This is a genomic window from Caballeronia sp. AZ10_KS36, from assembly GCF_023631105.1.
GTDB lineage: Bacteria > Pseudomonadota > Gammaproteobacteria > Burkholderiales > Burkholderiaceae > Caballeronia.
The window spans coordinates 350,502-363,155 of record NZ_JALQDQ010000018.1 but is presented as its reverse complement, the minus strand read 5'-3'; the positions used below and the strand labels follow the sequence as shown (position 1 = coordinate 363,155).

The 12,654-nt window shown below is 64.4% G+C and carries 14 protein-coding genes; 5 read left to right on the top strand and 9 right to left on the bottom strand.

What is annotated here, in order from left to right:
- Nucleotides 1-28 precede the first annotated feature (28 nt).
- Together NCR35_RS11880 and NCR35_RS11875 are read right to left on the bottom strand one after the other, a co-directional pair.
- Nucleotides 29-835: a glycosyltransferase gene (locus tag NCR35_RS11880; protein ID WP_250534493.1), complete on the bottom strand. Its 807-nt coding sequence runs from the start codon at nucleotides 833-835 to the stop codon at nucleotides 29-31.
- The gene (locus tag NCR35_RS11875; RefSeq protein ID WP_250534492.1) at nucleotides 832-2,094 is read right to left on the bottom strand and encodes an oligosaccharide flippase family protein; all 1,263 of its coding nucleotides are present in this window, start codon (nucleotides 2,092-2,094) and stop codon (nucleotides 832-834) included. Before NCR35_RS11875 ends, NCR35_RS11880 begins: the two co-directional genes overlap by 4 nt.
- A 455-nt stretch (nucleotides 2,095-2,549) precedes the next feature.
- Between NCR35_RS11875 and NCR35_RS11870 the strand changes: the two genes are divergently transcribed.
- Nucleotides 2,550-3,950 (top strand): phosphomannomutase/phosphoglucomutase, encoded by a 1,401-nt coding sequence (locus NCR35_RS11870; protein ID WP_250534491.1) that lies wholly within the window; start codon nucleotides 2,550-2,552, stop codon nucleotides 3,948-3,950.
- Between the two features lie 52 nt (nucleotides 3,951-4,002).
- Here NCR35_RS11870 and NCR35_RS11865 read toward each other — a convergent pair whose 3' ends face one another.
- Nucleotides 4,003-4,434 (bottom strand): DUF29 domain-containing protein, encoded by a 432-nt coding sequence (locus tag NCR35_RS11865; RefSeq protein ID WP_250534490.1) that lies wholly within the window; start codon nucleotides 4,432-4,434, stop codon nucleotides 4,003-4,005.
- Between the two features lie 180 nt (nucleotides 4,435-4,614).
- Here NCR35_RS11865 and waaC point away from each other — a divergent pair, with 180 nt between their 5' ends.
- From waaC to NCR35_RS11845, 4 genes are all read left to right on the top strand, one after another.
- The gene (gene waaC / locus NCR35_RS11860; RefSeq protein WP_250534489.1) at nucleotides 4,615-5,610 is read left to right on the top strand and encodes a lipopolysaccharide heptosyltransferase I; all 996 of its coding nucleotides are present in this window, start codon (nucleotides 4,615-4,617) and stop codon (nucleotides 5,608-5,610) included.
- A gap of 56 nt (nucleotides 5,611-5,666) precedes the next feature.
- A complete protein-coding gene (kdoO, locus tag NCR35_RS11855; RefSeq protein ID WP_250534488.1) occupies nucleotides 5,667-6,551 on the top strand; it encodes a Kdo hydroxylase KdoO in 885 nt (294 codons plus the stop codon).
- Between the two features lie 50 nt (nucleotides 6,552-6,601).
- On the top strand, nucleotides 6,602-7,951 hold the full coding sequence (gene waaA, locus NCR35_RS11850; RefSeq protein WP_250534720.1) for a lipid IV(A) 3-deoxy-D-manno-octulosonic acid transferase: 1,350 nt from the start codon (nucleotides 6,602-6,604) through the stop codon (nucleotides 7,949-7,951).
- 130 nt (nucleotides 7,952-8,081) lie between these two features.
- Nucleotides 8,082-8,264 carry a hypothetical protein gene (locus NCR35_RS11845; protein ID WP_250534487.1) on the top strand — a complete coding sequence of 61 codons (183 nt, stop codon included), beginning with the start codon at nucleotides 8,082-8,084 and terminating at the stop codon, nucleotides 8,262-8,264.
- 88 nt (nucleotides 8,265-8,352) lie between these two features.
- Here NCR35_RS11845 and ureG read toward each other — a convergent pair whose 3' ends face one another.
- From ureG to NCR35_RS11815, 6 genes are read right to left on the bottom strand one after another with little or no spacing between them, the layout of a single operon-like run.
- The gene (ureG, locus tag NCR35_RS11840) at nucleotides 8,353-9,003 is read right to left on the bottom strand and encodes an urease accessory protein UreG (RefSeq protein ID WP_175944705.1); all 651 of its coding nucleotides are present in this window, start codon (nucleotides 9,001-9,003) and stop codon (nucleotides 8,353-8,355) included.
- A gap of 25 nt (nucleotides 9,004-9,028) precedes the next feature.
- Nucleotides 9,029-9,709, bottom strand: a complete 681-nt coding sequence (locus NCR35_RS11835) for an urease accessory protein UreF (RefSeq protein ID WP_250534719.1) — start codon at nucleotides 9,707-9,709, stop codon at nucleotides 9,029-9,031.
- Nucleotides 9,696-10,292 carry an urease accessory protein UreE gene (ureE, locus tag NCR35_RS11830; protein WP_250534486.1) on the bottom strand — a complete coding sequence of 199 codons (597 nt, stop codon included), beginning with the start codon at nucleotides 10,290-10,292 and terminating at the stop codon, nucleotides 9,696-9,698. Before ureE ends, NCR35_RS11835 begins: the two co-directional genes overlap by 14 nt.
- 7 nt (nucleotides 10,293-10,299) lie before the next feature.
- Nucleotides 10,300-12,006, bottom strand: coding sequence for an urease subunit alpha (ureC, locus tag NCR35_RS11825; protein ID WP_206466785.1), 1,707 nt, complete (start codon nucleotides 12,004-12,006; stop codon nucleotides 10,300-10,302).
- Nucleotides 12,007-12,022: 16 nt separating this feature from the next.
- Nucleotides 12,023-12,328 (bottom strand): urease subunit beta, encoded by a 306-nt coding sequence (locus tag NCR35_RS11820; protein ID WP_206466784.1) that lies wholly within the window; start codon nucleotides 12,326-12,328, stop codon nucleotides 12,023-12,025.
- Nucleotides 12,329-12,338: 10 nt separating this feature from the next.
- Nucleotides 12,339-12,641 carry an urease subunit gamma gene (locus NCR35_RS11815; protein WP_008342482.1) on the bottom strand — a complete coding sequence of 101 codons (303 nt, stop codon included), beginning with the start codon at nucleotides 12,639-12,641 and terminating at the stop codon, nucleotides 12,339-12,341.
- Nucleotides 12,642-12,654 lie beyond the last annotated feature (13 nt).

The following is a 12,654-nucleotide window of genomic DNA, read 5'->3' as shown; positions in this document are numbered from 1 at the left end:
ATGGTTGTGTCGCGCGATGCCGCCGGCCTCATGCCGGCGACGATGCCTTGAAGAGCTTCGCCTTGAGTCCGCGCAACGCGCGATAGGGCAGCAGCAAGTGAGCGATGCTTTTCGCGACGCCGATCCAGTCGAACGGATTCGCCGCACGGAAGTAACGCAATTGCAGGCGCAGCGTTGACAGCGATTGTGTCCGGCGCTTGGTCGCGCTGATGCCCGCTTCGTTCAGTTCGTAAAAGAGGCCGAATTCCGGCAGATTCGCGCCGTCGTAGCGCGCCATGAGACGCAGCACCAGATCGAGGTCTTCGGCCGCGCGGTAGTCCGCGCGATAGTTGCCGACTTCGCGCACCGCATCGACACGCAGCATCAGCGACGGATGCGCGAAGCACGAGCGCGCGAGCATGGCGCGGCGGATCGCAGCGGTATCGGTGGGCGGCGTGAGGTCGAAAAGCGGCGCACCGTTCGTCGCGACGACATGCGTCCACATGCCGAGCACCGCCACATGCGGATGCGCCTCCAGATACGCGCGCTGTTTCGCGAGGCGGCCGGGCGTGGCGAGATCGCCTGCATCGATGCGCGCGGCGTAGCGGATGCCGCGTTCAGCGAGCGCGTCGATGCCCGCTTGCAACGCGCGCTCGATGCCGACGTTCCTCGCCATGCGCAGGATCTCGATGTCGAGGCCGTCGATGACAGGCGCGGCGATCGGCGGCGTGCTGCCGTCATCGACGATCAACACGCGCACAGGCGACGCCTCGCGAAACGACGCCAGCGTGCGTTCCACTTCGGCCTGGCCGTTGAACGCGGGCATCAGGATGGCGACATCGGATAGGGCGTTCATGCGCGCAGCCGGAATCGAATGTAGTAGAAGTTGACCGATGCCGCCGCGAGATAACCCGCCGCCAGACCGACAAGCGCGCCGTAGCCGTTGAAGCGGGGAATGGCCCATGCGTTCACCGAGAATGCGACGGCGAGCGCAAGCAGCCACTTCGACAACAGCACGTACCTCGCCTGATACTTCAGCACGACGAGATTGCCGATCGCCTCGATGCCCGCAGGCACCGAGAGCCACACGGCCCAGCGGAAGATGCTCGCCGCGCCCGCATAGTTCGGCCCGAACACGCGCGCGATGATGAACCCCGCGAGCGCATCGAGAACGGCGGCGCCCGCGATCATCAGCGCGGCGGTCATGGCGAAAAGGCGCAACAGGTTGCGCTTCAGGCGCGGCGTTTCCTGCACGCGATACACGAACGCCGGCGCGATGGTCTGCGAGAGCATCAGCGCGAGCGCGATCCAGTTCTCGTTCAACTGTTGCGCGGCCGAATAGAGCCCGAGTTCCGCGAACGACACGCGATGCGCGAGCATCAACCGGTCGAGCTTAAGGAACAGATACATGCAGATGAGCCCGAGCCAGAACACGGTGCCTGCGCTCGCGAAGTGGCGAAAGAGCGTGCGATCGAAGCGCCAGCCGAGCGTGCCGCCATGACGCCGCATGTAATAGACGACGAGCGCCGCGCCGATAACCGCGGCTTCCAGCGCCCATAGCCAGCCGAAGCTCGACGCGCGCGCGGCCATGCGCACGAGCAGATACACGAGCGCCGCCTTGGCGATGGCCGTGAACATGCTCGCGATCAATTGCGGCTTGCTGTAGGTCATGCTTTGCAGCCACGCGTTGATGACGCCGATGAACGGCTCGCGAAACAGCATGGTGACGGCAAGCCCCGCGAGCATCGCGCCGACGAGCGGGTCCACGCCGCCCACCGCGATCCATGCCCACGTCAGCAAGAGCGCGACGACGGACACGCTCATGCGCAGCACGAACGCGCTGCCGAGCACTGCGCCCGTCTCGGCGGGCGGCTTCGCGACGATGGTCGGCACGAGAATCTCCGCGCCGCACACCCATGTGATCGGCGCGATGACGAGCAAGAGCGTGTTCGCGTATTGCCATTTGCCGAATGCATCGGGGCCGAGATAGCGCGCAAGCAGCCCCGAGATGACGATTGCGACGGCAATCTGCGTGAGCCGTTCCAGCCCCAGCCAGACGATGTTGGTGAGCGCGCGGGCGACGTCCGGATTGCCCGAGCGCATGAGCATCTTCATGCTTATCGTCCGCCTGCGAGATCAGGCACGCCGCCTGCTACCGGAACCTGTTCGCTGCGCAATGGCGTGCGGGGAAGCGAATCACCGTGAATGTCGGTGAAGTTTTGTGCGTTTGCGCGCGAACGCGCCTCATTCGTCGGGCAGAAGGCGAAAGAGCGTATAGGCATTGGATTAGAATGAATGCGCAGGCTTGAACCGCGGCGCGCAACGTCGAAGGCGCTGAAAGACAGCGATTATAAGTGCGAACGGAAAGGCTTCCTTCGCACGAGCTTTCAAACTGGCTTGCCTGTTTCGCGATGCTCGAATACACATGCGCAGCATTCGTCATGTCATGCCTCGCAGTCGTTCGCGCGCATGCCGGTGTGGTCGGGCGCGCTCATATCGTCACGACCTGCACGCCCTTATGGCTGCATCGCCGAGAATTCATCAATTAATACAGAAGAGGTAGCCATCTCATGAGCCAAGTATCCCAGTCCATTTTCAAGGCGTACGACATTCGCGGGATCGTCGGCAAGACGGTCGATAGCGATGTCGCGAAGAGCATCGGCCGCGCGTTCGGCAGCGAGATCCGCAAGCAGGGCGGCGACTCGGTCGTCGTCGCGCGCGATGGCCGGCTCTCCGGTCCCGAACTCGTCGGCGCGCTCGCGAACGGCCTGCGCGAAGCGGGCGTCGACGTGATCGATATCGGCATGGTGCCGACGCCCGTCGGCTATTTCGCGGCGAGCGTGCCGCTGCCTTTGCCAACGGGTGAGCGACGCGTGGATTCGTGCACCGTCGTGACGGGCAGCCACAATCCGCCCGATTACAACGGCTTCAAGATGGTCCTGCGCGGCGCGGCCATCTATGGCGAGCAGATTCAGGGCTTGTACCAACGCATCGTCAATGACGACTTCAGCTCGGGCGAAGGCAGCTACACCGAGTTCGACGTATCGCAGATGTATCTCGACCGCATCGTGTCCGACGTGAAGCCGGTGCGCGCGATGAAGATCGTCGTCGATACGGGCAACGGCGTCGCGGGCGGTCTCGCACCGCGTCTTTTCAAGGCGCTCGGCTGCGAGCTGGTCGAACTCTTCACGGACATCGACGGCAACTTCCCGAACCATCACCCGGACCCGGCGCATCCCGAGAATCTGCAGGACGTGATTCGCGCGTTGAAGGAAACGGACGCCGAAGTGGGCTTCGCATTCGATGGCGACGGCGACCGTCTCGGCGTCGTGACGAAGGACGGCCAGGTGATCTACCCCGATCGCCAGTTGATGCTGTTCGCGCAGGAAGTGCTGTCGCGCAACAAGGGCGGCCAGATCATCTATGACGTGAAGTGCACGCGCAATCTCGCGAAGTGGGTGCGCGATCAGGGCGGCGAGCCGGTCATGTGGAAGACGGGCCATTCGCTCGTGAAGGCGAAGCTGCGTGAAACGGGCGCGCCGCTCGCGGGCGAAATGAGCGGACACGTGTTCTTCAAGGACCGCTGGTACGGCTTCGACGACGGCCTGTACACGGGCGCGCGCATGCTCGAAATCCTGTCGCGCGTGGACGATCCGAGCAAGCTGCTCAACGACCTGCCGAATTCGCTCTCGACGCCGGAACTGCAATTGAAGCTGGAAGAGGGCGAGAACTTCGAACTCATTTCGCGCCTGCAGAAATCGGCGAAGTTCGAAGGCGCGGACGACGTGCTGACCATCGACGGTTTGCGCGTCGAGTACCCGGATGGTTTCGGTCTCGCGCGTTCGTCGAATACGACGCCCGTGGTCGTGATGCGTTTCGAAGCGGATAGCGAAGAAGCGTTGAAGCGCATTCAGGAAGACTTCCGCCGCGTGATTCTGGCGGAGAAGGCGGACGCGAAGCTGCCGTTCTGATCGGGGCTTTGCGAAGACGGCGCGATCGGGAGGTCGCGCCGTTTTTGTTTGGTCATTCGGGATAGAACGCGGCCGAGAGAATCTGGTCAGTCGACCACGGAAGTTCTTCCGGAAAGACATCCAAGCCCGTTTCTTCAGCCGCTTTGGACACGGCATCGGCCCATGTACCTAAGAGCCAATCCGGGTCTCGCAACGAAGCGTTCAGACTGGGCGTCTTTTGCAGCGCCACGCCCACGGCGCGGCGCTGTTCCTTGATCGTGCGTTGCGAGCTCGAACCACGGCGTCCCGGCTGAAATTGCCATTTGAGCAGATGCGCCAGCAGCACCGCCATACGGCGCGCTAGATCGCGTTGCTCGCTCTTGCCCACGTCTTCTATTTCCTCTGCGATATGTTCCACGTCAATGGCCGAGAAGTCGCCGGCACGCAGCAGTGCTGCCTGCTCGCGCGCCCAAGCCACGACGTCCTGTTCGTAACGTGTTGCCATGGGGAAGTCCTTTCCTGTTCGAATAGTCGGTTCAGCTTCATGGTCAGCGGGATATTACGGGCTTTTTTGCGGTGGAAGGGCTCGCGAGGCCATGAACCGCCCCGCCTCCCAACCAACCCGCGCTAAAATCCCCGCTCCCGTTTCCTCTTCGTCGCGCGAGCCGCGCCTCTTTCTCACAGCGTGCAAAAGATCCTGATCGTCCGGGTGTCGTCGCTTGGCGACGTCGTTCACAACATGCCGGCCATCGCCGACATTCGCCGCCGCTATCCCGATGCGCAAATCGACTGGCTCGTGGAAGAGAGTTTCGCGAGCCTCGTCGAACTGGTCAGTGGCGTGCGCCGCGCGATTCCGTTTTCGCTCAGACGCTGGCGCAAGGGTTTCGCGTCCGCGGCGAACTGGCGCGAGATCGCCAAGTTCCGGCGTGAACTGGCCGCCGAAAAGTACGATCTCGTCATCGATTGCCAGGGGCTCATCAAGACCGCGTGGGTCGCGAGCTGGGCGCGCGGGCCGCTCGTCGGACTCGCGAATCGCACGGACGGCGCGGGCTTCGAATGGCCCGTGCGCTTCTTCTACGACCGGCGCGTGCCGATCGAGCCGCGCACGCATGTCGTCGAACGTACGCGCCAGCTCGTCGCCGCCGCGCTCGACTTGCCGCGGCCACAGACGACCGATCACATCGACTTCGGCATCGACACGCGCCGCGCCGCGCTCGCCGTGTCCGCGCTCGGGCTGAATCTGCCGGTGCCGTACGTCACGTTCGTGCACGCCACGTCGCGTGCCGACAAGCAATGGCCCGAAGCCGCGTGGATCGAACTGGGACAGGCGCTCGTGACGCGCGGCGCGTCCATCGTCCTGCCGTGGGGCAGCGAGGCCGAGCGCGCGACGAGCGAGAAGCTCGCGAAGGAGTTCGGCGCGGCCGCCATCGTGCCGCCGAAGCTCTCGCTGCCCGCCGTGGTCGGCCTGATCGACGGCGCGGCCGCGACCGTCGGCGTCGACACGGGCCTCGTTCATATTGCCGCAGCGCTGAAGCGGCCGACCGTCGAGTTGTACAATTTCTCGACCGCATGGCGCACAGGCGGTTACTGGTCGCCGAACGTGATCAACCTGGGCGACGCGAGCCGGCATCCGACGCTCTCGGAAGTGAAGGCCGCGCTCGCAGGTTTCGGCCTGCTGTAACGCGTCGGGTCAGTCGCCTTGGCGCCGTGCGCGAGCCAACTCAAGTTCGAGAGCACATGACGGAATCTCAAATCATCGAAGTCGCTTCGTGCAACTGGCAGGGCAAGAACCTGTCGGTGCCGCGCGAGGCGCTGCTTGCCGGCGTGGAAAACGGCAAGGTCCTCTATTTTCCCAATCTGCGCTTTGCAATCGAAGGCGGCGAGCGCGCGCTGCTCGACCCGAAGATAGCGGACCCGAAGCGTAAGAACATCAGCCTCGCGCCCAACGGCGGCGCGCTCAACGGCGTGCTCGGCGACAACGTGATGCAGTCGGCGGTGCGCTCGCTCATCGCGCGGTATCAGGCGAACGCGCGCTCGCTCGTCGACGGCCTCTTTCCCGAATACGACGGCAAGCTGCGCGTCGCGCCGACGAGCCTGCGGCTGCATCAGGTGGAAACGCGCGAAACGTCGTGGCGCAAGGACGATAGCCGCCTGCATGTCGATGCCTTTCCATCGCGCCCCAACTACGGCGAGCGCATCCTGCGCGTCTTCACCAACGTGAACCCTAACGGCACGCCGCGCGTGTGGCGCGTCGGCGAGCCGTTCGAGCAGATGGCGCGGCGCTTCTTGCCCGACATCAAGCCGCAGGCGCCGGGTTCGGCGTGGCTCATGAATCTGCTGCACATCACGAAGAGCAAGCGCAGCGAGTATGACCATCTGATGCTGCACCTGCACGACGCGATGAAGGCCGACCTCGATTATCAGAAGTCCTCCCCGCAGGAAACCATGCCGTTTCCGCCCGGCTCGGTGTGGATCTGTTTCTCCGATCAGACTTCGCACGCGGTGATGTCCGGCCAGTTCATGATGGAGCAGACCTTCTTCCTGCCCGTGAAAGCGATGGCGCGGCCCGATCACGCGCCGCTCGGCATCCTCGAACGGCTCAAGGGCAGGGCGCTCGTTTGAGCGGCGCCCGTTCTGCCGCCTCGGCGCCCGCTGCGCCGCTCTCGGCTGTCGTGCTGAGGGCGATCTATCGCGCGATGTGGTGGATCGTCGCGCCGCTCGCGGTGCTGCGGCTTCTGATCCGCTCGCGCAATGAACGCGGGTATCGCGAGCATATCGGCGAACGCTTCGGACGCGGCCCCGCGCGCCGCGCCGACGATCTCGCGCCGCTTATCTGGGTGCATGCGGTGTCGGTCGGCGAGACGCGCGCCGCGCAGCCGTTGATCGAAGCGTTGATGAAGGCGCACCCCGAAGCGCGTCTGCTCATCACGCACATGACGCCGAGCGGCCGCGCAACGGGCGTCGAGCTGTTCGGCAATCGCGTGATGCGCAGCTATCTTCCGTACGATCTGCCGCATCTCGTGCGGCGTTTTCTGCGCGCGTGGCGGCCGTCGCTCGGCATCGTGATGGAGACGGAAGTCTGGCCGACGCTCATCGACGAATGCCGTCGCGCCGACGTGCCGCTCGTGCTGACGAATGCGCGCATGTCGGAGCGGTCGTATCGGCGGGCGGCGCGCTTTGGGCGTCCGGTGCGCGAAGTGTTCGGCGGCTTCTCGCGCGTGCTCGCGCAGACGCCTTCGGACGCCGAACGGCTCACCGCGCTCGGCGCGCGCAACGTGGCGGTGCTCGGCAATCTCAAGTTCGACATGACCGCGCCGCCCGAGCTCGTGGCGCGCGGGCAGGCATGGCGCGCGGCTATCGGCGAGCGGCCCGTCTGGGTCGCGGCGAGCACGCGCGAAGGCGAGGAATCGCTCGTGCTGCGCGCGTTCGCCGCTTTGAACGTGCCGAACGCGCTGCTCATTCTCGTGCCGCGCCATCCACAACGTTTCGACGAAGTCTCCGCGCTGATCGCGACCGCGGGCATGACGAGCGCGCGCCGTTCCGTGTGGGCGCCGAAGCCCGTGGCGGCGGGATCGGGCGCGGACGTGCCGCCGCCGTTGCCGTCGAGCGTGCAGGTTTTGCTCGGCGATTCGATGGGCGAACTCGGCGCGTACTATGCCGCCGCGGACCTCGCGTTCATCGGCGGAAGTCTGCTGCCGCTCGGCGGGCAGAATCTGATCGAAGCGTGCGCGGCGGGCGTGCCGGTGCTGATCGGGCCGCATACGTTCAACTTCACGCAGGCGACCAACGACGCCATCGCGGCGGGCGCGGCGTTGCGCGTCGATAGTCCGCAGACGCTCGCTCAGGGCTTGCGCGAGCTCTTCAACGACAAGGCGCGCCGCATTGCGATGAGCGCGGCGGCGGCGGCGTTCGCGGCGCGGCATCGCGGGGCGACGGAACGGACGGTGGAAATTCTCGGCGTCATGCTGGAAGAGGAGAGCGGGCGGCTCGGTCAGGCCGACTCTGCGCGGTTCGTGGAATGACGCTTGCGAAACGATGAGTGGATCGATCGCCTATGCAGCAACAGGCATAAAGCGCACGGTCGGTCGGAAACACGCGACCGGCAGACGCAGATCGACCCTTCAACGTTGTGCGAACGAAGAGGACTCCAGCATGAAGACAGCTCCGCCCAGCAGTAAGACCGAGCAGGACGTCAAGGCAGAAAAACAGTCCGGCAAGCCTGCGACGACGAGCAGCAGCAAGCCCGCAAGCGGCCAGCATGCGGCGAATCACACCAAGGCCGGAAAGGACCACGGCGCGGGCGGCGGCGCGAAGCAGCGGCACGGGCCGCGCTGAACTGTTTCGCTGAACTGCTTCGCTGAACTTTGCTAGCCGGAACTGCGCGGCCACCGGCGACATCGTTCGCCGGCTGGCCCCGCGGCATTCAGCCGATGAGCAGGCCCTTCTTTTCGATGAACGCAATCACGCTATCGAGCCCTTCGAGCGCCTTCAGATTGCACATGACGAAGGGCCGCTCGCCACGCATCTTTTTCGCATCCGACGCCATCACGTCCAGATTCGCGCCGACGTAGGGCGCGAGGTCCGTCTTGTTGATGACGAGCAGATCCGACTTCGTGATGCCCGGCCCGCCCTTGCGCGGAATCTTCTCGCCGCCGGCCACGTCGATCACGTAGATGGTCAGGTCCGAGAGTTCGGGGCTGAACGTCGCGGCCAGATTGTCGCCGCCGGATTCGATGAAGACGATATCCGCATCCGGAAAGCGCGACACCATGCGATCCACCGCTTCGAGATTGATCGACGCATCCTCGCGAATCGCGGTATGCGGGCAGCCGCCCGTTTCCACGCCCATGATGCGTTCCGCCGGCAACGCGCCGGCGACGGTCAAAAGACGCTGATCTTCCTTCGTGTAGATGTCGTTGGTGATGGCGACGAGATCGTAGCGATCGCGCATCGCCTTGCAGAGCATTTCGAGCAGCGTCGTCTTGCCGGAGCCGACCGGTCCGCCGACGCCCACGCGCAACGGCGGCAGTTTTTTCGTTCGACGAGCGGCGGCGGAATAAGCGGGAGCGTTCATGCGATTTCGGTTCTAAGCAGAGAAGTTACGAGCGAAAGAGCCGCGAGTATTGCGACTCGTGCCGCGCGGAAAGAATGCCGAGTTGCGGTGCGAATGTGTTGATCTCATCGGGCGATGTAACCAGCGCGCGAGCCACCGCTTCGTCTATCGGCCCACGCAACGCGACGATGATGCGCTGACCCGCGAGTTGACCGAGCGGCACGGCCTTCAACGCGGCGGCCGCCTGATTCTCGACCCAGCTGAACGCATACGCGGCAAGCGCGGCATCGGGCGCGACGTCGTATGCATACGCGGCGAATGCGAACGCCGTCGGTTGCGCGATGGGCTTCATCGCGGCGAGCGTTTCACGGCGCGCCGCATCGCCCCATTCGAGCGATGCGCACAGTTGCGCGAGTGACCATCCCATCTGCTCGGTCTCGCGTCGCAGTTCGGCGGACTCGCGGCTCGCGATGTACTCGTCGTTCGCATGCGCGAGCGATGCTGCGTCGTGTGAGCGCCAGCGTTCCATCTGATGCGCGATGAAAGGCAGTTCGCCGCGGGCAAGCACGTTCGAGAGACCGCTTGCGATCCATTCGCGCGTGGTGTCGGCATCGCGAATGAAGCCGTGTTCGATCGCGGCTTCCAGACCCTGCGAATAACTGAACGCGCCGATAGGCAGTGCCGGCGACGCGAGATGCAACAGCGCAGTAAGCTCAGTCGTGCGCATGACCGTGGTGGTGATGATCGTGCGAATGATCATGGCCACATGACGAATGATCGTGGCCGTGATGCTCGTGCCCATGATGCTCGTGATACACCTTCTGCGCGAGCGCATAGTCTTCGCTGAAGGTTTCGTCATGACCATGCTTGTGACCGCCGCCATACGCGCCGGTCTCCGGCTGGAACGGCTGCGATTCACGCGTCACGGTGGCGCCGAGCCGCGCGACCATGTCTTCGAGCACGGCATCGGCTTCGAGCTTCAGATGATCCGCGTGAATCTCCACAGGCGTGTGCCGATTGCCGAGGTGATAGGCCACGCGCATCAGCGTGAGCGGATTCACCGCGCGCACGACGAGCACGTCTTCGGCCGCTGCGATGATACGCACGAGGCCGCCGTCGTCGGCCACGAGCACATCGTCATTCGCGAGCACGGTGCCGCGCGGCATCACGAGCGCGACTTCCTCGCCGTTATCGAGCGTGGCGGCGAGGCGGCTCTTGCAGCGCGCATCGAAAGCGAGCGTCAGCGTGGGCGCGCGCTTGATGAGCACGGATGCCAGTTTGGCGGTAAGACGTTTGTCGATGGTGCGCATGAGACGATCAGAACAGGAAGTAGCGTTGCGCCATCGGCAGCACGGTGGCGGGATCGCAAGTGAGCAGTTGTCCGTTCGCGATCACCTGATAGGTCTGCGGATCGACGCTGATGGACGGCTGCCATGCATTGTGAATCATGTCGGCCTTCGTCACATTGCGGCAGTTCTTTACGGCGACGACCTGTTTCTTCAGGCCATAACGATCGGTTATACGCGACTCCATCGCGAGTTGCGACACGAACGTGAGCGATGTCTTGCCGAGCGCGCCGCCGCGCGTCGCGAACATCTCGCGGTAATGCACCGGCTGCGGCGTCGGAATGGACGCGTTCGGATCGCCCATTTGCGCGAGCGCGATCATGCCGCCCTTGACGATCATCGCGGGCTTTACGCCGAAGAACGCCGGCTCCCAGAAGACGAGGTCGGCCCACTTGCCCGGCTCGATGGAACCCACTTCATGCGCGATGCCATGCGTGATCGCAGGGTTGATCGTGTACTTCGCGACGTAGCGTTTCGCGCGGAAGTTGTCGTTCCGGGCGTTGTCCTCCGCAAGCGCGCCGCGCTGCACCTTCATCTTGTGCGCCGTCTGCCATGTGCGGATGATGACTTCGCCGACGCGGCCCATTGCCTGCGAGTCGGACGACAACATCGAGAGCGCGCCGAGATCGTGAAGAATGTCCTCGGCCGCGATGGTCTCGCGGCGAATGCGCGACTCCGCGAACGCAATGTCTTCGGCAATCGACGGGTCGAGGTGATGGCACACCATCAGCATGTCGAGATGCTCGTCGAGCGTGTTGACGGTGTAGGGCCGCGTCGGATTGGTGGAAGAGGGCAGCACGTTCGGCTCGCCGCACACCTTGATGATGTCGGGCGCATGACCGCCGCCCGCGCCTTCCGTGTGATACGTGTGGATCGTGCGGCCCTTGAACGCGGCCACCGTCGTTTCGACGAAGCCCGCTTCGTTCAGCGTGTCCGTGTGAATGGCGACTTGCGTGTCGGTATCGTCCGCGACGGAAAGACAGTTGTCGATGGCCGCGGGCGTCGTGCCCCAGTCCTCGTGCAGCTTGAGACCAATGGCGCCCGCCTTCACTTGCTCGATGAGCGGCTCGGGCAGACTCGCGTTGCCCTTGCCGAGAAAGCCGAGGTTCATCGGCCAGCCATCGGCGGCTTGCAGCATGCGTTCCATGTGCCACGGACCCGGCGTGCAGGTCGTCGCGTTCGTGCCCGTCGCGGGGCCGGTGCCGCCGCCGAGCATCGTCGTGACGCCGCTCGCGAGTGCCTCGTCGATCTGCTGCGGGCTGATGAAGTGGATATGCGTATCGATGCCCCCCGCGGTCACGATCATGCCTTCGCCCGCGATCACTTCGGTGGCCGCGCCGATCGCAATGGTCACGTTCGGCTGAATGTCGGGATTGCCCGCCTTGCCGATCGCGAAGATGCGCCCGCTCTTGATGCCGATATCGGCCTTCACGATGCCCCAGTGATCGAGAATGAGCGCATTCGTGATGACGGTATCGACGACATCGGCGGACGTGCGTTGCGACTGGCCCATGCCGTCGCGAATCACCTTGCCGCCGCCGAACTTTACTTCTTCGCCGTACGTGGTGAAGTCCCGTTCGACTTCGATGATGAGATCGGTGTCCGCAAGGCGCACGCGGTCGCCGGTCGTCGGGCCGAACATTTCCGCATATGCGCGGCGGCCGATGCGTAGCGTCATGTCGTTGATGTCCTGATCAGAGTGGGCCCATTACGAGGCCGTTGAAGCCGTACACGTGACGATCGCCCGCGAGCGCAACGAGTTCGACCGTGCGTTCCTGTCCCGGCTCGAAGCGCACGGCGGTGCCCGCCGCGATGTTCAGCCGAAAGCCGCGCGTCTTCTCGCGATCGAAGAGAAGCGCCGTGTTGACTTCGTAGAAGTGATAGTGCGAGCCGACCTGCACGGGCCGGTCGCCGCTGTTCGCGACGACGACGGAGACGGTCTCGCGGCCTGCGTTGAGTTCGTGCTCGCCGTCGTCGATCAGATATTCGCCGGGAATCATCGCGTGCGTCTCAAGGAATGGGATGATGGACGGTCACGAGCTTCGTGCCATCGGGGAAGGTGGCTTCGATCTGTATGTCGGGGATCATCTCGGGCACGCCTTCCATGACGTCGTCACGCGTGAGCAGCGTGGTGCCGTAATGCATGACTTCGGCGACGGTCTTGCCATCGCGTGCGGCTTCCATCAATGCGGCGGAGATGAACGCGACGGCTTCCGGATGATTGAGCTTGAGGCCGCGTGCGCGGCGCCGTTCGGCGAGCAGCGCCGCCGTGAAGATCAGGAGCTTGTCCTTTTCGCGAGGCGTCAGTTTCATGAACTTGTTCTAT